Annotated in this window: 24 protein-coding genes and 1 riboswitch; of the genes, 3 read left to right on the plus strand and 21 right to left on the minus strand. The window is 51.1% G+C overall.

Features of this window, described 5'->3' with window-relative positions; genetic code table 11:
* Positions 1-101: 101 nt before the first annotated feature.
* The 10 genes from MYS68_RS27330 to MYS68_RS27375 all read right to left on the minus strand — a co-directional run bounded on the left by MYS68_RS27330 (position 102) and on the right by MYS68_RS27375 (position 10,726).
* The gene (locus MYS68_RS27330; RefSeq protein ID WP_248928859.1) at positions 102-1,160 is read right to left on the minus strand and encodes a phage baseplate protein; all 1,059 of its coding nucleotides are present in this window, start codon (positions 1,158-1,160) and stop codon (positions 102-104) included.
* A gap of 23 nt (positions 1,161-1,183) precedes the next feature.
* Positions 1,184-1,948 (minus strand): glycerophosphodiester phosphodiesterase family protein, encoded by a 765-nt coding sequence (locus MYS68_RS27335; RefSeq protein WP_248928860.1) that lies wholly within the window; start codon positions 1,946-1,948, stop codon positions 1,184-1,186.
* A gap of 23 nt (positions 1,949-1,971) precedes the next feature.
* Positions 1,972-3,300, minus strand: a complete 1,329-nt coding sequence (locus tag MYS68_RS27340; RefSeq protein WP_248928861.1) for an ABC transporter substrate-binding protein — start codon at positions 3,298-3,300, stop codon at positions 1,972-1,974.
* A gap of 29 nt (positions 3,301-3,329) precedes the next feature.
* On the minus strand, positions 3,330-4,148 hold the full coding sequence (locus tag MYS68_RS27345) for a carbohydrate ABC transporter permease (RefSeq protein WP_248931031.1): 819 nt from the start codon (positions 4,146-4,148) through the stop codon (positions 3,330-3,332).
* Between the two features lie 48 nt (positions 4,149-4,196).
* Complete coding sequence (locus tag MYS68_RS27350) at positions 4,197-5,075, minus strand: carbohydrate ABC transporter permease (RefSeq protein ID WP_248928862.1); 879 nt, start codon at positions 5,073-5,075, stop codon at positions 4,197-4,199.
* Positions 5,068-6,120: an ABC transporter ATP-binding protein gene (locus MYS68_RS27355; RefSeq protein WP_248928863.1), complete on the minus strand. Its 1,053-nt coding sequence runs from the start codon at positions 6,118-6,120 to the stop codon at positions 5,068-5,070. Before MYS68_RS27355 ends, MYS68_RS27350 begins: the two co-directional genes overlap by 8 nt.
* 218 nt (positions 6,121-6,338) lie before the next feature.
* Positions 6,339-7,433: a zinc-binding dehydrogenase gene (locus tag MYS68_RS27360; protein WP_248928864.1), complete on the minus strand. Its 1,095-nt coding sequence runs from the start codon at positions 7,431-7,433 to the stop codon at positions 6,339-6,341.
* An 83-nt stretch (positions 7,434-7,516) separates the two neighbouring features.
* Positions 7,517-8,278, minus strand: coding sequence for a DeoR/GlpR family DNA-binding transcription regulator (locus MYS68_RS27365; RefSeq protein ID WP_248928865.1), 762 nt, complete (start codon positions 8,276-8,278; stop codon positions 7,517-7,519).
* 488 nt (positions 8,279-8,766) lie between these two features.
* Entirely contained in the window at positions 8,767-9,093 is a 327-nt protein-coding gene (locus MYS68_RS27370; RefSeq protein ID WP_248928866.1) for a hypothetical protein, read from the minus strand.
* A 173-nt stretch (positions 9,094-9,266) separates the two neighbouring features.
* A riboswitch (cyclic di-AMP (ydaO/yuaA leader) is annotated at positions 9,267-9,408 on the minus strand.
* 76 nt (positions 9,409-9,484) lie between these two features.
* On the minus strand, positions 9,485-10,726 hold the full coding sequence (locus tag MYS68_RS27375; protein ID WP_248931032.1) for an MFS transporter: 1,242 nt from the start codon (positions 10,724-10,726) through the stop codon (positions 9,485-9,487).
* A 239-nt stretch (positions 10,727-10,965) separates the two neighbouring features.
* Between MYS68_RS27375 and MYS68_RS27380 the strand changes: the two genes are divergently transcribed.
* Positions 10,966-11,133, plus strand: a complete 168-nt coding sequence (locus MYS68_RS27380; RefSeq protein ID WP_248928867.1) for a hypothetical protein — start codon at positions 10,966-10,968, stop codon at positions 11,131-11,133.
* The gene (locus MYS68_RS27385; protein WP_248928868.1) at positions 11,130-11,495 is read left to right on the plus strand and encodes a hypothetical protein; all 366 of its coding nucleotides are present in this window, start codon (positions 11,130-11,132) and stop codon (positions 11,493-11,495) included. Before MYS68_RS27380 ends, MYS68_RS27385 begins: the two co-directional genes overlap by 4 nt.
* A 72-nt stretch (positions 11,496-11,567) precedes the next feature.
* On the opposite strand, the gene MYS68_RS27390 is transcribed toward MYS68_RS27385, so the two are convergent.
* The 11 genes from MYS68_RS27390 to MYS68_RS27440 form a co-directional block, all read right to left on the minus strand.
* The gene (locus MYS68_RS27390) at positions 11,568-12,785 is read right to left on the minus strand and encodes an MFS transporter (protein WP_248928869.1); all 1,218 of its coding nucleotides are present in this window, start codon (positions 12,783-12,785) and stop codon (positions 11,568-11,570) included.
* A 221-nt stretch (positions 12,786-13,006) separates the two neighbouring features.
* Positions 13,007-13,594: an isochorismatase family protein gene (locus tag MYS68_RS27395; RefSeq protein WP_248928870.1), complete on the minus strand. Its 588-nt coding sequence runs from the start codon at positions 13,592-13,594 to the stop codon at positions 13,007-13,009.
* A gap of 21 nt (positions 13,595-13,615) precedes the next feature.
* A complete protein-coding gene (locus tag MYS68_RS27400; RefSeq protein ID WP_248928871.1) occupies positions 13,616-14,827 on the minus strand; it encodes a multidrug efflux MFS transporter in 1,212 nt (403 codons plus the stop codon).
* 111 nt (positions 14,828-14,938) lie between these two features.
* Positions 14,939-15,769 carry an AraC family transcriptional regulator gene (locus MYS68_RS27405; protein WP_248928872.1) on the minus strand — a complete coding sequence of 277 codons (831 nt, stop codon included), beginning with the start codon at positions 15,767-15,769 and terminating at the stop codon, positions 14,939-14,941.
* Between the two features lie 337 nt (positions 15,770-16,106).
* Positions 16,107-16,385 (minus strand): hypothetical protein, encoded by a 279-nt coding sequence (locus MYS68_RS27410; RefSeq protein ID WP_248928873.1) that lies wholly within the window; start codon positions 16,383-16,385, stop codon positions 16,107-16,109.
* 48 nt (positions 16,386-16,433) lie between these two features.
* Complete coding sequence (locus tag MYS68_RS27415) at positions 16,434-16,820, minus strand: MerR family transcriptional regulator (protein WP_248928874.1); 387 nt, start codon at positions 16,818-16,820, stop codon at positions 16,434-16,436.
* Between the two features lie 84 nt (positions 16,821-16,904).
* A complete protein-coding gene (locus tag MYS68_RS27420) occupies positions 16,905-17,693 on the minus strand; it encodes an ABC transporter permease (protein WP_275984038.1) in 789 nt (262 codons plus the stop codon).
* Between the two features lies 1 nt (position 17,694).
* The gene (locus MYS68_RS27425) at positions 17,695-18,468 is read right to left on the minus strand and encodes an ABC transporter permease (RefSeq protein WP_248928876.1); all 774 of its coding nucleotides are present in this window, start codon (positions 18,466-18,468) and stop codon (positions 17,695-17,697) included.
* Entirely contained in the window at positions 18,458-19,438 is a 981-nt protein-coding gene (locus tag MYS68_RS27430) for an ABC transporter ATP-binding protein (protein ID WP_248928877.1), read from the minus strand. Before MYS68_RS27430 ends, MYS68_RS27425 begins: the two co-directional genes overlap by 11 nt.
* Before the next feature lie 170 nt (positions 19,439-19,608).
* Positions 19,609-19,971 carry an ArsR/SmtB family transcription factor gene (locus MYS68_RS27435; protein WP_248928878.1) on the minus strand — a complete coding sequence of 121 codons (363 nt, stop codon included), beginning with the start codon at positions 19,969-19,971 and terminating at the stop codon, positions 19,609-19,611.
* Positions 19,972-20,134: 163 nt separating this feature from the next.
* The gene (locus MYS68_RS27440; protein ID WP_248928879.1) at positions 20,135-20,872 is read right to left on the minus strand and encodes an SDR family oxidoreductase; all 738 of its coding nucleotides are present in this window, start codon (positions 20,870-20,872) and stop codon (positions 20,135-20,137) included.
* Positions 20,873-21,056: 184 nt separating this feature from the next.
* On the opposite strand from MYS68_RS27440, the gene MYS68_RS27445 reads away from it, so the two are divergent.
* Positions 21,057-21,983 (plus strand): AraC family transcriptional regulator, encoded by a 927-nt coding sequence (locus tag MYS68_RS27445; RefSeq protein ID WP_248928880.1) that lies wholly within the window; start codon positions 21,057-21,059, stop codon positions 21,981-21,983.
* Positions 21,984-22,053 lie beyond the last annotated feature (70 nt).

The raw sequence follows: 22,053 nt of genomic DNA on the forward strand, positions 1-22,053 counted from the left end.
CTGCACCCGGATCCGCGAACCCGCCCATTGTTTAAATCCTCTGAATTCCCCCCCCAAAAAAAATACCCGCGACATTCGCGGGTATACATCAAACTTCTATTTTAATCCTCTTTATCCTTCTTATGCGACCCTTGCATCCCTTCAATCGCCTCGGCCGGGAGCAGGCGGTCGATCGAATAAATATTCGCCAGCCGGTTCGGCGTAAAATTGGACGCGAAGCCGAAGCTCAGCTCCGCCTTCTGCGGATGCTTCACATCCGGCAGGCGAATCGCCAGCCCTTCCGGCTCGCGGAAGGTGAGCGTGTCCCCCGCGGTGATCAGCTGCTTATCCAGCACCTCGCCCGTTTGCAGATCGACGGCGGTAATGTACGTGTTGCCCACCGGTTCCACCGATCCTCCCGAGCCGTAGGAGTTGCCTTCGAGCAGGTAGAGGTAACCGCCGTAGGAAGCGAAGCCTTGGAACGTGCCGACCGTCGGCTGCGGCACGTCGGCGATCGGCGTGTAATTGCGCTGCTTGACATCCTCCAGGTTGTATACGCCGAAACGGAACGCGCCGTTCTTACGGTAACGCATCGTCAGCAGGTCGTTCGCCGGATCGATGTTTACAGTCGTGCGGTCCGCGCCTTCGATGAGCCGATGTTTTTCCAGCTCTGGGGAATCCTTGGTTAAAATTTTGCCGTTCTCGAACGCGAATCTGGCGATTTGCGTGCCCCATCCGCTGCTGCCTTCAGTGACGGCGTCGGTCTCCGTCCACAGATAGGATGTGCCGCCGATCGCTTCCACTCCGATCTGCACCCCATGGCCGAACCCTTTGAGGAACATGTAGCCGGTCTCGTTTCCTTGCATATCAAGCTCGGTCAACGCCAAGTCGCCGTTTTTATCGCGGTTGGCTCCGCTGACCGCGCCGCTCTCCCCGGGAAGCTTCTGGCCTCCGGCCATCAGCTGCACCACATAAATGCGCTGATTGACATTGTCGAAAGCAAAGGACTGCAGCACCGTTCCATTGTGGAGCGCTTTATCGCGAATCAATTCCGCGGCCGGCGCGGATAACACGAACATTTTCGAATGCAGAGCGGACGGCTCTGCACCGGCGGCCGGAACGGAAAACGGGAGCAAGCTCAGAATGGCAATGCTTGCTATATGTTTAACAAAACGACGCATACTCAACCAACCTCCCACATCGATTAACTTCGGGTGATTTGCCCGCGAATTTTCATGGCCGGAAACGGGTTGTTGCAGGTCATCAAAGTTGCGCCGCAGCCTATCGAATAATAAACCTGCTGATCGACGTCCGGACAGTAACACCAGGTCAAGAGGCCCATGTCCTGAAACTCCTTCACCCGCGCCGGGGTGAGCAGCTTCATGCTCATCGCTACCGCCCACATTTTGGAATAAGTGCCGTTTTCGCCGGTATCAAAATTGTACATCGCTTCCCCCGGGAACCCTTGCGTCTTCAAGCCGTACGTATCGTGCATGTAGGCGATAATCTCCGCATCGAAGCAGGTGAACACGCAGCGCGGCAAGTACCCGTATTCCTTCAGCATCGACACCGCTTTATCGACCGCTTCCTGGGCATCCGGGCTTGGCTTGACCTCCACATTCAGCAGCACCTCGGGATAGGCCCGCAGCAGGTCGCAAAGCTCCTCGAACGTCGGAATTTTCAGTCCTTCAAACGGTTTGCCGAACCAGCCGCCCGCATCCAGCTGCTTCAGCTCGGAAACGGTGAGGTCGCCCACCTTGCCGCTGCCGTTGGTCGTCCGGTCCACCGTCTCATCGTGGATCACCACGACGACTCCGTCCTTGGAGAGGCGAAGGTCGAACTCCAGCATATCGGCGCCGGCTTCAAGCGCCTCGTGGAAAGCAAGCAGCGTATTTTCGGGATAATCGCATTTGAGCCCCCTGTGGGCGGCTACCACGAGAGTGGGATCGGTTTTCAGACGTTCGATCATGGAGTAACCTTCCTTTCGTTACATTACTGCTTCAAAATCCGCTCGGTTTCTTTCTTGAACGTATCCAGCGTGGACGCGATGTCTTTGTTGTCGTACATGATCGCCTGGATCGCCTTGAGGAACTCCTGGTTCACCTGCGTCCAGTTGACGTGTTTATTCGTGTCCACCGCATACTGAAGCTGATCATACGCAACTTTGCGCGCCGGCTGCTTCGCCCACAGATCTTTCATCTGCTGGGACTCGACCATTTTTTTCGTGAACGGAAGATATCCGGAATCGAGCACAAACTGCAGAGCACCCTTGGAGTCGGTCATAGCCCAGTTCAAAAACTCCCAAGCCGCCTGTTTGTTTTTGGAGCCTGCCATCATCGCCACGTTGGCTCCGCCGGTCGGGTTCGCATAAACCTGGTCCATCGGCATAAACGCCGTAACGTATTCGAACTTGGCGTTATCGCTCAAACTGCCGATAACTCCCGTCGACTGGAACATCATGCCGATCTTGCCGCTCGTGAACATCGTGTTGACGATATTGCCGGAGTCCTGCGCCGGCGGGTAGTACAAGGCACCGGTGCTTTGCATATCCTTCAAAAATTGGAATACTTTCACGCCTTCCCCGCCTGCGAATCCGATCGATTTGCCGGCATCGTCGAAAAACTTGCCCTTCGCTTCGGTGATCATTGCGATCGGATACCAGGTATCGTACGGCATGCTGAGGCCGTAGCGCTTATATTCGTTGCCTTCCTTGACGACCAGTGCATTGGCGACCTTTTTCAGATCGTCCCACGTCTTCGGAACAGCAAGGCCTTTCTCGTCGAGCATTGTCTTGTTGATATGCAAAATCGGGGTGGACCGGTTGAACGGCAGCGAGACGAGCTTTTTATTGAAGGTCGAATGCCCCATGAGACCCGGAGTAAAGTCACTTTCGCTCAGGCCGGACTTTTTCATATACGGGTTCAGGTCTTCCAAAACGTCGGAATCGGCGAACATTTGCACATAAGCGCGCTCCAGCATCGCGACATCCGGCTCGCTTTTGGCGGCGACCGCCTGCTGAAGCTTGGTCACCATCTCATCGTAGGAGCCTTGGAACGTGCCGACGACCTCCACCTTGCTTTGCGATTCGTTGAAACGCTTGATCATCGCATCGATATATTCGCCGTTTTTCCCTCCCAGCGAGTGCCAGAATTGGACGGTGACCTTGCCCCCCGAGCCGGACCCGGACGATGCCGCAGGTGCGGGGGTCTGGGCGGAAGAAGCTCCGGTACCGCCTCCGGATTGCTCCTGACCGCCACCGCAGCCCGCAAGCACGCCGGACAACATCGCTGTAGCCATTAATACGGTCGAAAATTTTTTCATTACGTGTGACCTCCATTTTATGATATGAATTATTTAATACCCGAATAAACAAACGCGCGAACGATTTGCTTGGAAGCAAACACATACACGATCAGAATCGGCACGACCAGAACGACGTTGCCTGCCATAATGACATGCCAGTTCGAAATGCCCTCGGTTTCCCGTAACATCGCAATTCCCATCGTCAGCGGACGAACCCCGGCGGAATCCGTCATCACCAGCGGCCAGAAGTAATCGTTCCAGTGGCTGACGAAGCTGAACAGCGCGATGGTGGCGAGCGCCGGCATCGACATCGGGATCATGATTTTGCGGATAATTTTGAACTCGCCGGCATTATCCAATCGGGCCGATTCGATGATTTCCTGCGGAATCTGCATAAAATACTGGCGCAGCAGGAAAATCCCGAAAGCGTTGGACATGAAAGGGATGATCTGCGGCAGCAGCGTTTTGATAAGCCCCCAGTCGGCAAGCATCAGATACACCGGGATGAAGGTGACCTGGCCGGGAATCATAAACGCCAGCAGTACCATCGAAAACAATATTTCTTTGCCGAAAAACCGGTATTTCGCAAACGAATAGGCGGCCGGAATCATCACGATCATCTGCAGAACGATGATTGAAAACGTGATGATGACGGAATTTTTCGCATAGGTCAAAAAAGGCCCCGCATTCATCGCGGTTACAAAGTTCATCCATTGCGGCGATGCCGGAATCCAGGTCGGAGGAAACCGAAGCGTCTCCTGCAGCGTTTGCAAAGAGGTGGAAATCATCCATAAAAACGGGAAAACGAACACCAGTAAAACGATCGCCTTCAGAAGAAACTCCAGCGTGCGCCTCACTTGCTTCATTTCAAATGTCACAGAGTTTTCTTCCCCCCTTGTCGTGGTCGATTGGGCTTATTGATAGTGCACCTTTTTGGACAACAATCGGAAGTAGATGAAGGTCAGAAGCGCAATGATGGCCATCAGGACTACCCCGGTTGCGGAAGCATAACCGATGCTGTTCGTTCTGAATTCGTAGATGTAATAAACGAGTGTCGTTGTGGCGCCGTTCGGGCCGCCGCCGGTCATGATTTTCACGGTATCGAACACCTTGAAGGAGCCGATCGTCATAATGATCAGGATGAAAAAGAGCTGAGGCGAAATAAGCGGCAGCGTAATCTTGAAAAACATCTTGGACTTGCTGGCGTTATCCAGCGCCGCCGCCTCGTAGATGCTCGGCGGTATGCTTTGCAGCGCCGCCACGATAATGAGCGTATAGTAGCCGATATTGTGCCACACCGACACGATAATGATGGAGATCATCGCCGTCTTCGAGCTTTGCAGCCACTGTGATGTCGGCAGACCGACCGATTTCAGCAAAAAGTTGAGGATGCCGTGACTCGGCTCCATCAGCCACATCCATACGAGTGCGATAGAGACGATGGAGATGATGTGCGGAGTGAAGATGCCCGCCTGCACGACTGCGTTAAATCTGCCTTTTTTGTTCAACCACACCGCGATGAGCAGAGAGATGGCCATGGTCAGTACGACGACCCCTACCGTGTAAACGACTGTATTTGCCAGCGTGCGGTAAAAATCTTCGCGTGTAAAAATTTGCGTGAAATTGTCCAGCCCGATAAATTTGCTCTTGTCCTTGTTGAGCAGGTTGTATTTGTAGAAGCTTAATTTAATTAAATAAAGCACCGGGTACATGACAAACAGGACAATTCCTGTCATAGCGGGCAAAACCATCACGTACGGACGAATCCGTTCCCATATAAGTTTTTTATCCATGGCTCATCCCTCTGAGCGCCCGCAAATATTCGCCGTAACGTGCATCGCCGCTGTCGACGCGTTTCTCATCCGGTCCGAAGAAGTAGATCTTGTCCGCGTCGACGCCGACGTACACGATCTGGTCCACGGAAAATAAATCCTCGGTGCACTTGATCATAAACGAATGCCCGCCCGTGCGAACCTGGTAAATCGTTTCCGATCCGAGCATTTCCCGCGTGACGATCTCCCCGCGCACGGTATAGAACTTATCTCCGGGCTCTGTGGATAACACGGCGCTCTCCGGGCGAAAACCGAACTTCACTCCGCCTTCTCCAAGCTCCGCCACATTCATCGGCGGCACCCCGATAAACTGGGCGGCGAACAGATTGCTCGGGCTGCGGTAAATCGTCTCCGGCGGCGCCTCCTGCTGAATTTGCCCGCGGTTCATCAGCACGATCGTATCGGCCATGGACATCGCCTCCACCTGGTCGTGAGTTACGTATACGAACGTCGTACCGAGCTTCTTGTGCATTTCGATCAGCTCGATGCGCATCTGAACCCGCAGCTTGGCATCGAGGTTGGAAAGCGGCTCATCCATCAGAAACACCGAAGGTTTCTTCACCATGGCGCGGGCCAAGGCGACGCGCTGCCGCTGTCCGCCGGACAACGTCGACGGCTTGCGGTCCAGGTAATCGCGCAGTCCGACGGTTTCGCTGATGCTTTCGACGAGACGGGTTCTTTCCTCTTGGGGAACTTTATTGTTTTTCAGGCCGAATTCAATATTTTCCCTGACCGACATCGTCGGATAGATCGCATAGTTTTGAAATACCATCGCCACTCCCCTTTGTCCGGGGGCGATGCGCGTAACGTCTTTGCCGCCGATAAGAACCGATCCCGAGGTTTGCTGGTCAAGCCCGGCGATCATGCGCAGGAGGGTCGTTTTCCCGCAGCCGGAAGGGCCTACCAGTACGGTGAATTTGCCGTCCTCGATCTTGAGGTCCAAATCTTTGATGATGACGTTGCCGCCAAACGACTGCGTCACTTTTACGAACTCAATTGACGCCAAGAGCAGTCCTCCTTCTGCAATTTCCAAGTTTTCACATTGGAAAACTTTGAATTTTACTTTGTCCAGAATAGCTTGGCATTGTTTTCCGAATGTTACCCGAATGTGAAGATTAGGTAAAGATCAATGTATGCGCTTCCATTTCATCTGCGATGCCCATCGCCCTCCATTAACAACAGCCGGGTTTTATGATACAATCCTAAGTATCGACTTCCACTGTGTCACCAGTGAAAGTCGAGGATTGTTTTTTTCCAGTCCCGGTGAGCCATGGCAGATTCCAAAGCGCCAGCAAGGTCGTCTGCCGTGCTCACCACCGTATATTTTTCCGGAATGAGTTTTCTGAGCGTGTTCTGACATTCCGGTTGTTCCATCACCTTCAGCACATCCTCGAAGTCTCGAATCGAGCTGCGGCTGCTGCCGTGGATCGTAATCCCTTTCTCCAGCACGTCCCGCGTATTGATCGGCACATGCTCCTCGCTGACGCCCATCGCCACGAGATGACCTCCGGGCCTCAAGATATCGATCCCCTGATTAATTGCACTTTCGCTGAACCTTCCGCCCGTGCACTCCATCACAACGTCGACTTTCCAGCCGGCCTTGAAATCGTAGCTCTGCACCATTTCCGTCTCGGCAAAATCGAATTGATCCAGCTTCTCCCGAATGGCACCGAACACAATGAGCCGGTCCTTGCCGACGCCAAACGCATGGTGCAGCATCGCTGCGGTCAAATAGCCGACCGGCCCGTCGCCGAATACCGCGGCGCTGCCTTTATCCAGCAGATGGCTGATTCCTCTCGCCGCCCGGTACGATACGCTGCACAGTTCCGCGAGCACGGCAATCTCATCAGGGATTGATGAAGGAACCGGAATCGCGCAAGCTTCGGGAATGACAAGCCTGCTTTGGGCGATCCCGTCGAAGCCGCTGCCCATAAATTGCGAGCGGTAGCAGTAGTTGTCTTCAATTTCGTTTCGGCATGCCGGGCAGCATTCTTCGGGAGGGATATCTTGGAGCAGGTATCCGGGCAAATTCGGAACGACGACAACTCTCTCTCCTTTGGGGAGCTTGGATGAGGCGCTTTCCGCGATCGTCCCAATTCCTTCATGCAGCAGCGCCATCGGCAGTTTTTTCGCAAGCACTTCCGGCTTGCGCATGCCTCCGAAGTAGCGAAGGTCGGCGTGGCAGATGCTGGCGATAGTAGGCTCCACCGCGACATAACCGCTGCGCAGCTCCCTTTCTACAATCACCTCTTGAACCTCGCGCGGTTGGGTCAACCGCCATGTTCGCGATTTCACGGTGCCGGTTGTTGAGCTTGCCACTAACAGAAACACCTCCGTATGTTATTCGTAAAAGTATATGAATTTCCGGCCGCCGAAGCGGTCGCGAAAGCTTCACCGAAGGGTCAGGCAAGAAGCACGTTGATGCCGGCGTCGCGAAACGGCTTGGCCTCGTATTCCGGCAGCTCCTTGTTCGTAATTAACGTATGAATGGCCGAATTCGGCGCGACCGTGTGCAGCGACAGCTTGCCGATCTTCGTTTCGTCGGCCACGACGATCACTTCCTGCGCGGCGCCGATCATTCCCTGTTTGGCCGTCACAAGCTGGGCTTCGGGATGCATGAGGCCATGCTTCGGATGAATGGCCGGCGTGCCGATGAACGCTTTGGACACGTGCAGCGACCGCAGCACCTGATCGGTAAACATTCCGTTCAGCATGTAGCTGGAAGGATACAGCTCCCCTCCGGTTACCGTCACTTTCACTCCCGGCGCATCGCGCAGCTCGGCCGCCACGTTGATGTCGTTGGTCACTACCGTCAGATTCGAGCGATGGACCAGGTTTTTGGCGATGTGCAGCGTCGTTGTGCCGGAGTCGATGATGATATGCTCGCCGTCCTCGACCAGATTGGCCGCCAGCTTGCCGATGCGCATTTTCTGCTCGAGCTGCGCATGCGAACGCTCGTTAAACGGCGGCTCGTTATGCGTCAGCTGCTCCACAATGACTCCGCCGTGCGTTCGTTTGAGCAGTCCTTCCTGCTCAAGCTCCGCCAAATCCCGGCGAATGGTCGCTTCATGCACGTCGAATTCGACGGCCAAAGCCACCACGGAAGCGACACGGTGCTGCCTGACATGCTCCACGATTCTCAGCTTTCTTTCTGCCGCCAACACTTGCGTCACCCCTCACCCGCAGAAACAAACATCAAAATCGCTTCTTTTTGTTTATTTTATGTTCATTTATGCTCGTATTACATCTTTAGAGTAACGCCATACTGTCAATCTTGTCAATATGCTTTTATTTAAAAGGGGCACGTACTGCGTATTTTCAAATTCATTTGCGCAAAAATAAACATTTCATGGCGCGATGCCGCGCGTCTTGGTATGAAAACTGGCGAAAAAAACGCCGCCAGGTCCTTTATTAGTGCTATTTGTCCGTTTGTTGGGAGTAGCGGGGGAGGTTCTGCCCGCTGCTTGCGGTTGAAAATAGAAACGCCGGGCCTTATGGGTTATACTGGAAATCGGCAATAATGAATTGCGTAATTCAAGGAGGCTTCTGCAGAGCCTCCTTGAAAAACAAAATGGATGGGGGAAGTTATGAAAAATGAAGTAAGTTGGAGATGATCAATGAAATTATGATGCCGCGGCCGCTCCCCGTTATGTCACAGCACGATTTTCATCACATTCCACAGGGCATCGCATAATTCTTCCTCCCTTTCCTCCATCGCGGACATTCGTACGACCCATTCCTCCGAATCCCGCTGCATGCAAAAACCAGCTTCATGCTCAGTCAGGTATGCTATCATTTGTCCGACGGTTAATAGCGGGAGCGATTTATGCTTCTCCACCCCGTTTAAGTAATAAATCATTTCTTCATGATCGCCAATCGCAATATACTCCCCTTCTTCGGGAGCCCATTGCGTTCGCAGCTTTTCCTTTTGCTGATCGGTGAGCTCGTGCAGATGAGATGCGGATATTCGCTGGACCATACGCCACCTCCGGATGAAAGAATCGATGAAACTGCAAAAAGACCCAAATCCAGCCAGGACACGCGCGAAAAAATCACGCTAACCACCCTGAAGCCGCCATGGGTCCAAAAGAGACAAAAAAAGACCCGTATTCGGGTCTGGTCTTTTATGCAAAAAAATATGCACATTGTAAAAAGGCGACCCATCCACTGCTGACGAGGTTAGCTGCCGGGCTCGGGCAAAGATGGTCCCCTACATGCCAGAATGCATGATTCGCCCCAAAAACGTTGGTTCCCCCGCTTTCCGGATCATCCGGAAATTAAGCGTAACTTAATCATATAAATCAACCACGATCAAGTCAATATGTTAAATATTTACTGGGTTAATCACTTTCTAGCACGAATGCCGCCGCTTACCCCGCTCCGCCCTTTCTGGTCAGCCGGAAAATATACTCCTTCCCGGACTCTTCGGACACTGCCCTTTTCCGGGGCGGCTTCGGTTTCCCTCCGTACTGTTTCGGTTTAATCGCGAACATGGCGAGCAATGCGGCCAATACACCAACCCCGGCCATCGTAAAAAAGAGCATCCTGTGCGTTTGCTCCATCAGCAAAGAGGCGACCGGCGGATCGGCGGCCACCCCGATAAACCTCATGCTGCTGTAAATGGAGGATACCGTCCCCCTCTGCTCCTTTACGATCCCTTCCGTGATCATCGCATCGAGGCAGGGCAAAGCCATTCCGATACCGATGCCGCCCAAGGTCATGAAAATAAACAGCATATAGATCGAGTCGCTGCGAAACCATCCGCATACAAGCATCGCCGCCGTTGCCAGAGACGCGCCGAAAAAGTTGACCCATTTCATCCGCCGCTTGTTTTCCCCGATCCACTTTCCTGCCGTAAATGAGGACAAACAAAGCGCCGCCGTCGGGATCGCAAGCAGGGCCCCCTTGAAAACACCGTCGATGTTATATAGATCTTCGAGTATTTGGGACAAATAAAATAACGCTGCAAAGAGGACAAACATGAAGATGCCGCCGATCGCAAAAATCGCATAAAGCCAGCGGCCTTTTTCCCCAAATACCTGTTTGATCGATTTGAGAAACCGCCCGAGGCTTGGCGGCTCTTGCTCCCGCTTTTTCGGCACCTTGACCAAAAAACCGACCATGACAAGCGAGACCAGGCAAAATACCGGTATCGCAAAAAATGGAACATACCACACGACTGCAGCCAAAAGCGAACCGAGAATCGGACTGAGCACTTTGCCGAACGTATTGGCCGTTTCGATCGCCCCGAGTCCCTCGCTTACGTCCGATTCTTTTTTGAACATGTCGCCGACGAGAGGCATGACGATCGGAGCCGCTCCCGCCGCACCTACTCCCTGCAGCAGCCGCCCCAGTAAAATCCATACGTAAGCATGCTCCAGCCATAGGGCGGCAATGCCGGACAAGAGCCCTCCCGCTCCCGCTACAGCCAGGCTTGGGATGATCACTTTTTTCCTTCCGTATCGGTCGGAAAGAAACCCTGCAATGGGGATCAGAAAAATCGCCACAATCGAGTAAACGGTAATAATCATGCTTACTTGAAAGGAGCTGATCCCCAGTTCTTTGCGAATGGCGGGAAGAATCGGAATGAGCATGGAATTGCCCAATGTCATGTTGAGCGGAATAGAAGCGAGCGAGACCAGGTCCCATTTTTTCGTTGCTTCCACTGCTACGCAGCCACCTTTCGATCGCATTATTTCCGGTGTTATGGTTAGCGAGTTTCCGGTGGTCCGGTAAACGTAATGGATGGATAACCATTTTCATTATTTGCTTGAACGATTGTTGTCATTCACGCTTCGGGAATGAATGAGCCGTCCGAAAGGCATCCTACGAACAAGGAGGCGAATATAACATGGATAAAAAGACGCAGGAAGGCATGAAAAATCTCGACGTCACCGCCGACGCCGGCGATTGGATCGAGGCCGCTTCAGCTAACCGCACAGACGCCGAATTCGCCGAGAGCGATGAAAAAGTGAAAAATTCGGCAAAGCAAGCGGCGAAGCCGGCTTCTCCCCGATGAAAAGCGCAGTAATCCCCGCGCTGTTGTTGTCCTGTCTCCTCTGGTGTTCCGAAGTGCAGGCGGAAGCGGGGGCACCCGCGGTACCCGGCACGTACGCCGGAGCCAATTTGCCTTGGTCGACGGCCAGCCCTCCTCAAATCATTTACGGCCCTGGTATTTATACGACCCCTGACGGGAAGCAAGTGGATCTGTATGGCTATTCGGGAGGCCGCTGGGGCGCAACCGGCGACGAGACGAGGGCCCTTGCGATACCGGCAAACGGCCAAACCCGCGGGTATTCCCCCGGCTGGCTGGGGCTTCTCGGGATCGCCGGATTAGCGGGTCTTCTGGGCAAGGTTAACCAAAGACAAACGAACCCCTGAAACCGGCGTGCTTTTATACAGGTTTAGAACGGAGCGATGGCGGGTTTTCCGCGGCCGCTCCGTTTTGATTTTTCACTGCCCGCCGGATGTTCGGCGCGTCCATGCCCAAAAAAGCAGCGCAACTACGCTTATTAAGGCCCCGAGTATACATACCCCGTGCCATCCCGCCCATGAATAAACGGACGTAGAAGCCGCCGCTCCCGATGCACTTCCGAAGGAATAAAAGATCATATATCCCCCGGTCATGCGGCTCCTCGCTTCCGGACGAACGCTTAAAATCATACTTTGATTCGTAACATGCACCGCCTGCACCGCAAAGTCCAACATGACGACCCCTGCGGCAAAAAACCACAGCGAGCTGTTCAATAACCCGATCGGCAGCCAGGAAACCGATAACAGCAGCAATGCCGCACCGGTCGTTCGTTCACCCAACCCGCGGTCGGCCAGCTTCCCCGCCCTGCCGGCTGCTAAAGCGCCCGCTGCGCCCGCAAGACCAAACAGCCCGATAGCGGTATGGCTTAACGAAAAGGGCGAAGAGCTAAGCGGCAGCACCATGGACGACCATAAAATGCTGAAGTCTGCAAAAATGAAAAACGCAAGTGCGGCACGAACCCGCATAAGAGGAACTTGCATGAATAAATCTTTAACTGATCGCAGCAGATCAGGATAAGAGATTTTTCGGAACGGCCGCCGCACCGCGGGTGTAACGATCAGGAAAGCGCAGGCCATGCAAACGGTGATTGCGGCGGAGGTTATGTAGACGGACCTCCAGCCCATCCAATCGGCCATTGTTCCGGAGAACGTTCGGGCCAGCAGAATGCCGATGACGATACCGGACGTAACGAGTCCGATGACCTGTCCCCGGCGATCCGGGGACGACCGGTCGGCCGCAAGCGCCACAAGGACTTGGGCAACGACGGCCAAAAACCCGACCAGTCCCATTCCGGCAAACAGTACCAAGCTGTTCGAAGCAAACGCCACAATGCTTAAAGCGACAGCCGAGAGCGCCAACATCCCGGTTACGAGCCTGCGCGGATCAAGCAAATCACCAAGCGGAACCAGGAAGAACAAACCCAGCGCATAACACAATTGTGTGGCGGTAACCACGGTGCCGATCACTGCATTGTTGATACCAAATTCAGCGGCAATTTCATCAAGCAATGGTTGGGAAAAATAAACGGTAGCTACCGCAGAACCGCAAACGAATGCATACAGCAAAGCCGCCGACCGCGAAAGGCCGGAGGATATCTCCGGGCATTGCGTACCAAGTCTTTGAAGGGAGCCGGACATCGAAACACCTCATTTTATACCGATTGGTATTTTATATACGGTTCATTCTACCTCCGATCAATCGGATTTGTCAACTTAATTCTGATAAAAATCAACTAAACTTAGATCATTTTATATACCATACGGTACATTTAAATGCGGCAACTGCTAATGTCGAAAATGTAAATCAAACGAAAAAAAACGCCGCTTAAGACAGCGGCGAATTCAAATAGGTTATTGCGCTATTGTTTTAGCGCCGAAATCACATCATCTGTTGTTCGGATTTTGCCCATTTTAGGGAACATGTTTTTCACTACATAATCGTGTTCCTCTTTCGTCGAAGCCGTCATCGCTTCTTCCACGAATATTTGATTGTATCCATGCTGAAAAGCTTCTCTGGCCGTCGTATCCACACCGATCGAAGTGGAAATCCCGCACAGCGCGATGGTGTCGATACCGCGGCGGAGCAGCTGAAGATCCAGATCCGTGCCGTAGAAAGCACCCCACTGCCGTTTGGTTACCACGTGGGCTTTTTCGAAACCTGCCAGCTCGGGTATCAATTCGTCCCAGCCTTCCGGCCGCTGCATGGCAATCGGGGCGGCATCCGTTTCGGGTTTTAACATATCTTTGCCGTCTACAGACGAGACTCTCACGAGCACGACGAAAGCTCCTTTTTCCGTGAAAGCTTGCACCAGCTTGCTGGCCTGCCCCACCACCTGCTCCACCGAATTGGGGGCTAGCCGGCGTTCCGGGTTGGCAATCCCTTTTTGCAGGTCTATAACGACAAGCGCTGTTTTCTTCGCATCCAAAACTTCGGTTTCGTTTGTCATATCATTCTCTCCTCGACTGATTCATTTTTTGTATAAGGTGAGCTTATTTATGTTAAGTCTCTTATACACCTTAAAATAAACCCATAATGCACTCAGGAATAACAGCGCGCTCATGACGAAAAATACGTACGGAATCCCGAACCACGCAGCGATTTGCCCGCCAAACACCGCGCCCCCGAAAGCGCCTAAATAAGCTGCGGACATGTTAAACCCGAACACCCGCCCGGTAAGGGAATCCGGGGTGATTTTTTTCATCAGGGTGTTGACGGACGGACTAAGCCCGGCCGCCGCAAGTCCAAACAGGAAACGCAGTCCGGTCAACTGCCAAGGATCGCTCACAAAAGCTTGGGGTATAAACAAGATGCCCGCCGCGATGAGTGCGCCCAGTATGACCTTGTGGGCCCCAACTCGGTCTGACAGTCTCCCCAGTCTGGGAGCGGCAATAATATTGGCCAGCCCCGAAGCGGAGAAGGCGATTCCGGCGATTAAAGCCACATGGTCGGTATTCCGGGACAGCTGGGCCACATAGACGGTAATAATCGGTTCCACGGAATACATGGCCACCGTCAGGACAAAAAAAGTGATGAAAAGCGTAATGGTCAAGCTTTTTTCGGGTATGCTGTTCCAAACTTCTTTCATATTCAGCACTTTATTATCATGTCTAACAAACGATTCTTTAACGAATAGAGCCGTTGTCATAAAGGCAACCAGCATCAACCCGCCTGTTACAAAAAACGAATGCTGCAAGCCAAAATGTTCGGCAATAAAACCGCCGATCGTCGGCCCGATTAACGAACCTGAAGTGTTGGCTGTCGAAAGGGTTCCTAACGCCCAGCCCGAATGCTCCTTATCCGTCTGGGTGGCAATCAGGGTCGTGCAAGCCGTGCTGTAGCCTGTGATGACCCCCTGCAGCAGCCGGAGCCCGATCAAAATAAATACATTGTGAGCAAAACCCATACAGCCTACAATGATAGCCATTCCCAGGCTTGCCCGGAGCAGCATCGGTTTACGTCCGTATTTGTCCGCAGCTATCCCCCATATAGGCGAGAAGATTGCCGATACGATAAAGGTAATCCCGAAAGCAAGTCCGGATAATTGGGAGATCGATCCCGAATCGTGCACGCCAAGCTGCTTGATGTATAACGGCAGGATCGGGGCGATCTGGCTCATGCCGATACCTGTGACAAACATCCCGAACCAGCAAACAAACAGATTTCTTTTCCATATGGGCATCACAAAAAGCCTTCCTTCTGCGAGAGCTGGCATTCATCGTGATTGTATAACAGCACTTCACAATAACACCCTCATCTTAGCAGCCGGAAAGCTTATGTGCCATGCAGGATATTAAACTCCATGGACATTTTTGCTGTAAAATTCGGAAGGACTGAGACCCTCCGTTTTCTTGAATATGCGGCTAAAATAAAATTCATCCGTAAACCCGAGAGCCCGGGAAACCTCTTTGATTTTCCTGTTGCCCTCCAAAATCATTTCTTTTGCTTTGTCCATCTTTATTTTGTTAAAGAACTCTATAATGGAATACCCTGTAATTTCTTTAAACGTTCTGGACAAATAAGTTGGTGACAACTGCACCAGATCTGACAATTGCGACAAGGTGATTTTATCCTGTATATGTTCATGCATATACCGGATGATTTTTTCCACTTTCAAGGAAGAGGAGTAGTTAGGGTTTTCTTTTTTGATGTTTTGGAAGATGACAATCACTAACTGCTGAAGCAAGGTTTTGGATATAAACTCATAACCCGGCAGCTTGGCATCCCAAGTCTTCACCAGCTTTTTAAACACGTCCTCAATTTGATAATAATCCTTTAATTCTTGCTCAAAGGGTAGAGGTAGATCTCGCGGTCCTTTTTGCAGGTTCCACCCACCTTCGCTTAAATTCACACTCGCATAACTGAAATGGACGGAAAAACAGCTCAGAGGAGCTTCAGGATCCGTCTCGATTGCATGCGGCATACCCGGGCTAATATAGAGCAGCGTCCCGTCCTTCAGTTCGTATGCCTTTTTATCGATTTTAAACGTCCCCTTCGCCTTTGCGAAAAAAACGAGTTCATGATGCTGAAGGGTTCTACTGGTTTTAATAGGGCGCGCACCTGATCTGCCCGATTGCTTGGAGTTGCAGTAGTGTACGTGAAAAAAGAGATTTTTCAATATCATGAGAGCCTCCGGGGGTATACTAGCTCTTAGCAACTGGTATGCACTTAAATCGTATATTTTGAACCTGTAGGCGAGCTTTAATATCATCGTTATTTTTTGAGCAATCTTATTAACGACATTAAAAGAAAAACAAGGCTAATAATACTACTAAAAATAAGCAGACTTATGAAAATCGGCCACTCCAAATTGTATATAGATAAAACAATCAAGAGAACACCTGAAGACAATAGCATAGTTACATTTTCTTTATGCCGTTTGGTGAACTTATGTTTGATCATTCTGTATACTAACACTAAATTCATAAATGCAAATAGAGTTAAGGTGATATAAGTAAGTATCATTTTTCTCTTCCGCTCCAAACCATGGGCGTGAGCCAATTCACTTCTTCACATGCTTTGAAGTAGTCGTCTAATGAGTCGAGAAAGCATATGCTGCCCGAAGGATTGTTGGCGGACATATATTCGTAGACCATAATGGGGCCGCTCTCCAGTTTCCAGGCCGTATGAATGCGTGTTACTTTTTGTCCGTCCATCATGAATTCTTCGGCAATGTGCCTGATTGCCCGCTTGTTGTGCAGTTCATCGTCCTCGCTAATGAGGATCGGAAACTTCGCCATGGCTCCTCATCTCCTTTCAGAGCGGAAGCGTTTCAGAGCATTCTACAACTAATCCTGCTGATTCCTCAGCCCTTTTTCCGCTTCAACTACGCCCTGTTCATACCTTGCAATTTTGTCATCGAGACGTTCCAATACTTTCTTCATATCTTCCATTCGGGTTACGAGTTTTTTACGTTCCTCGACCAGAAGTTCTTTCCTCGCTTGAGCGCTGCTGTCACCTTGTTGAAATAACCCCACATACTCAATCAACACTTCAATGGAAAGACCTGCGCCGCGCATGCATTTGACGAATTCGACCCATCTGCAGTCTTCTTCCGTATAGTCCCGGATTCCGTTTTTATTGCGATTGACACGAGGAATCAGTCCGATTCGTTCATAATAACGCAGCGTATCTTGAGAAACATCAAACCTTTCACTGACTTCGGCTATCAACATGCAGCCCCACCTCCCTAATATCCGATATTATCGCATCTGGAGTTAACTCCAAGTCAATATCCAACAGCCGTTCGATTAAGGTTATCAACTGCTTGCACTCGTGTAATTCGCAAGAGCAAACCTCCAGAACCGGCGAGCGAGCCAGAAGAAAACGACAGCTGCGATCACTGCCGCAAAGGTTGCCCGAACATTCCATTGGCCAATTAACGAACTCGCCGGAGTAAACGTAATTAACGCCGCGGGCACAACATAAGTGAGGGCTATGCGCAACCAACCTTTGTACATGGTGACGGGAAATCGCGCGGTTTCAAAAAAGGAGTTGAACAGGAAAGACAAATCATCCATCCGAATCACCCAAAAGGCGGTGGTCATCAGCAGCATCCATAAAGAATAAATGATCAATAAAGCAGCCATGATGCTGATGAAAAAGAACCCTACATCAAGCATGGAAGGCATGAAATGCTTTTGCAACAGGCCGTAGATCACCAGCCCCATCCCTAACAGGACATCAATCAAACGCCAGAAAACAAGATGCCGCAAACTTACGAAAAACATACTATCCACCGGTTTGGTCAGCACATAATCCAAAGTCCCCATCCGAATGTGTAAAAGAAGCCTTGGCATATTGGGGCGAAGCGCGAAATCGACGAGCCCTTGCAGCGTATTGTAAATCCCAAGAAGAATCAGAACGTCGGCATATGCCCAGCCGCCCAACTCATCCGTTTGGTAAAAGAAAATTTGCACCATTAAAATCGAGACCAAAATGCCGAATAAACTCGAAAAAAGATTCCCCACAAACTCGCTGCGGTATTCGAGCTCCTCGACCAGACAAGTCCGGAAAAACTCTTTAAATATACGTGCGTATCGCCTCATGTTATCCTCCCACCGCTTGATTTTTCTTGAGTCCGGCTTTCCATAACCAAACGATCGCCCCAATGAGAAGAACCGCCCAAATAAAGGAACCTGCAAATCCGGTCAGAAGCGTTCGAGTGTCCGCCGCACCCGTTAAAATTTCCAGAGGGAAGCCGATCATATAACGATAAGGCAAGAAGGTGCTGATTTGTTTGACGACAGGCGGCAGCAAAGAAAACGGGGCGATCCGCCCGGAAATAAATAACGAAACGGTTTCGAACATAGCGTAGACTGCAGTCACTTTCGTCATCCAAAACCCTAAAATGCCGAACATATAACTAAAAGCAAATCGGATTATCGCTCCTAGCAGCAATGCGGCTAAAAACAATCCCCACCCGCTTGCGGGCAGGTGCAGCTGAAGAGAAGGAATAAAGAAAGACAGAACGATCCAGCAAGGCAAAAGAACAACCAGAAACAAGCCTTTATATACGATATTTTCGGCGATCGCCCAATGAACCGGATGGAAAGGCCGGACAATTTGGTAAGAGAATGTCCCTTCCCGTATTTGACGGTCCATTTCCCATACGTCCCAGGCGCTCGTCAGACGTTCAACCACAATCAGAGCAATAAAATACAAAACAAATGTATCCCCCTGATCCGGATAAATATTCATCCACACCATCATGGTGATCAAAGGCTGGACCATCGTGCCGAACATCCAAACCATCGTAGAGAGCTGATAAGAAAACATCTCCACAAACTTCATGCGCAAGATCGCCCGGTATTTAATTAGCATGAGACTCCTCCCGGAAGGCTAACGTAATCACTTCTTCCATCGGCGGATCTTGAATATTCAGATCGCTGATTTCAAATCGGGCCAGCAATTCGGATGAGACGACCGGCACGCGGTCCCTCGGAACCCGCAGCGTCAATTTCCCGTCTTCAAAAGAAACCACTTCCCCGTAGCTTTCCCACGAACCGTGGGCGCCTGAAGGAAGACGAACCTCGAGCAGCTTATACGGCGTTAATCTTTCCGTCAAACTCTGCAGTTCCCCGTCGTAAAGAAGTTTTCCGTGATTAATGATCAATACCCGGTCGCAAAGTGCGGTGACATCACCCATATAATGAGAGGTCAGGAGTATCGTCGTTTTATGTTCGCGATTGTATTTGGCAATGAACTGGCGCACCTTTTCCTGCGTATTTACATCCAAACCGATCGTCGGTTCATCTAAAAATAAGACGGATGGACGATGCAGCAAAGAGGCGGCTAATTCACATTTCATCCTCTGCCCGAGACTCAGGTTTCGAACCGGTCTTCCCAGCAAAGGAGCCAATTCCAGCAACTCCACCAGTTCATCGAGCGTTTGACGAAACGTGATTTCGTCGATTTCATAAACGCTTTTATTCACGAGAAAAGTCTCCATCGGCGGAATGTCCCATATCAATTGACTTTTCTGTCCCATCACCAAACTCATGATTTTTTTGAACTCGTTTTTTTGCTGCTGCGGTTTAAAATCATTCACACGAATATGTCCGGACGTAGGATGCAGCAAACCGGCCAGCATCTTAATCGTGGTTGTTTTACCGGCTCCGTTCGGTCCGAGAAACCCCACAATTTCACCGGTATTAATTGTGAACGATACATCCTTCACCGCATGAACGGTTTGATATTCCCGTTTAAACAGGCTGCGCAGCGCTTCCGTCCAGCCTTCCTGCCTGACATGGACACGAAATGACTTGTTTAAATCCCGAACTTGAATAGACATGTTTCCTCCGCTGAGAAAAGAGTTAGCTTACTTTTAAAAGTGTAGTTAAACATGGTCAAAAGTACAATGCTCTTAACAAAAGTGAAAAACACCCTGATCTCCCGCTTAATATAAGGAGATGAGGGTGTATTTATCAGAGATTATAGAAGCGGCGCGGTCCGTTGTATCCGTTAATTGTGATTCACATGCTGCAGCATTTGTACAAATATTTGTTCGATATGCTCATCGTCCAGCGAATAAAAAACGGTCTTTCCCTCTTTTCTTCGCTTGACGATACGCAAATTGCGCAAATATCGAAGTTGATGGGAAATCGCCGACTGTCCCATATTCAGCACGACGGTAAGATCGTGAACGCATAATTCCTTTTTTAATAAGGTATATATAATTTTAACGCGCGTTGGATCGCCGAGCGCCTTAAATACATCGGCAAGGCCAACCGCTATATGTTCTTGAATCAGATTTTGTTTTAGCTCCAAAACATTTACCGTTCCTTGGCACGTATCTTCACACTGCTCTTGAGCGACTTTTTCCATAGACCCACCACCCTGTATATCTCAATCGTTTTTATAATTATAACAAAAAAACAACAATTGAAACACTTTATTGTAATTCCTACGAAAAAAGAAGGACGAACCGCCAACGCTGCTGCCGTTGTACGTTCGTCCTCATTTTCGCAAAACCGCTTGCTGCCATTATTCAATTGAAGCCACCGTTTGCACGAATCGTCTGTCCGGTTATCCAGCGGGCTTTGTCGCTGACGAGCAGCTCGATCGCATTGGCGATGTCCTCGGGTTCGCCAATCCGACCAAACGCGTTCATTCGGCGGTACGATTCGATCGACTCCTCCGATTTGCCGTTCAGAAACAGCTCGGTCGAAACTTGTCCGGGCGCTATGCAATTGATGACAATGTCCTTGGGACCGAATTCCTTGGCCAATTGGCGGGTCAACTGCTCGACCGCACCTTTCGTTGCGGCGTAGACGCTGTAGGTCGGGAGCATCGCGCCGGCCACGGAGGTCGAGAAGTTGATGATCGTCCCGCCTTTGGCCATATGCTTCATCGCTTGCTGGCAAGCGAAATATGTCCCTTTCACGTTGATCGAGAAATGCCGATCAAACATCTCCTCCGTCACGTCCGTGATAGCCGTATATTCCAGGATGCCGGCATTATTGATCAGAATATCCAGGCGTCCAAATCGCTCGAGCGTCTCCGAGAACAAAGCTTCCACTTCGCTCACCTTGCTCACATCGGCACGGATTGCCGCCGCTTCGCCGCCGGATTGTTCGATCGTCCTTACAACCTCCTCCGCTTTCTCGCGATTCGAGGAATAATTGACGACCACCTTCGCTCCGGATTGAGCCAACTGGATGGCTATTTGCCGTCCGATGCCCCGCGATGCCCCGGTGACGATTGCTACTTTTCCATTTAAACTCATTTCCGTTCTCTCCTTTATTTTTGATTTCGGCCGATCGGTGTTCCGCTGTATTCGACCTTGTAAATTCATTATAAAAAAGGATGGCTCCAACCCGTTAGAACATACCTATTCAATCCTTGCCTAATTCTCTTCAAAGTCGGTATGATAAAACTAACCAAATCTCTCCGGAAAGGACCTCTCTAACATGGACGAATCTCTACGCATGGAGCAGGCGTTGCAGCAATTGGCGCTCTTGATACGCCGCCATGCTCCTTCGAACGGCATACATCGGACGGCCGTGCCTTCCTTGACGTTGATGCATGCCGCACGGTTGTCGGAACCGCTGGAATCCGTATATAAGCCATCCATTTGCGTCGTGGCGCAAGGGGCGAAAATAGCCACATTGGGCGACGAAACGTACCGATACGATCCTTCGACGTACCTGGCCGTTTCCGTTGAATTGCCGATCATCGGAAGAATCATCGAGGCTTCGCCCGAGATTCCCTATTTAAGCTTAAAGCTGAGCTTTGACACCGACGTCATTCTCGACATCGTGAAAGAGACGAAGCGCCCCGACTTCGTTCCTGCGGAGGTTTCGCGCGGCATCACCGTGAATCGAACGTCCCCGGCCTTACTCGAAGCCATCGTACGGCTCATGCAGCTGCTCAACGAGCCTGAGGACGTTTCGGTTCTGGCACCGCTCGTCATCCGCGAAATTTTGTATCGAGTGCTTCAAGGCAAACAAAGCGCGCTCATCCATCAATTCGCGATCATCGGCAGCCATGCGCACAGCATCGCTCAGACGATCCAGTTGATCAACCGGCAATACGATCGTCCGCTCGCGATCGAACAGCTTGCCAAGACGATAAACATGAGCACGTCCGCGTTTCATAAACATTTCAAACGCGTCACGACAATGAGCCCGCTGCAATACCAAAAAACGGTGCGTTTGCAAGAAGCCCGGCGCCTGATGTTGACGGAATCCGTGCAAGCCTCCGATGCGGCCTTCCGCGTAGGCTACGAAAGTCCGTCCCAGTTCAGCCGAGAATATGCCCGAATGTACGGGCGGCCTCCGATGCTTGATGTTCAGGAGCTTCGCGGTTCGGTTAAAGGTTCCAATATGATTGGCTGAAGAGGCTCCATAAGGGTCCATAAGGGACCTCTTTTTTTGAATTGCTGGGCCGATAAGCAGCCAAAATAAA

Source organism: Paenibacillus hamazuiensis (genome assembly GCF_023276405.1).
Lineage (GTDB): Bacteria > Bacillota > Bacilli > Paenibacillales > NBRC-103111 > Paenibacillus_AF > Paenibacillus_AF hamazuiensis.